We start from the raw sequence: 432 nt of genomic DNA on the forward strand, positions 1-432 counted from the left end.
AACGGCACCCCGGTCTCCAGCGTCGCGGCGATCGACATCGAGACCTGCACCCCCAAGGCATCGTTCCACCCGAGCTTCCCCGCCACCGTGCGCGCGCTCGCCGTCACGGACGACACCCTGTACGCGGGCGGCGACTTCAACACCGTCGAGGGCCAGACCCGCGAGCGGTTCGCCGCGGTCGACGCCTCCTCCGGTGCGCTGAAGCCCTTCGTCGCCAACGCCGACGAGCCGGGCCGCGCCATCGAGATCAGCAACGACGGCAAGAACGTCCTGCTCGGCGGCGACTTCTTCTCGGTCAACAACGCGAACTCGCACGCGCTGGCCGTCGTCAACGCCACCACGGGCGCGGTCACCAAGACGTACAGCAACATCCCGTCCAACTCGGTCGTCAAGGACATCTCGGCCGACGAGACTGGCTACTACACGGGCAAC

1 pseudogene is annotated in these 432 nt (G+C 68.1%); it reads left to right on the plus strand.

Going from position 1 to position 432, the window contains the following annotated elements:
• A pseudogene (locus tag G3I71_RS48030) lies at nucleotides 1–432 on the plus strand (LamG domain-containing protein); the annotation flags it as partial.

This window comes from Streptomyces sp. SID12501, from assembly GCF_010550245.1.
Taxonomy (GTDB): domain Bacteria; phylum Actinomycetota; class Actinomycetes; order Streptomycetales; family Streptomycetaceae; genus Streptomyces.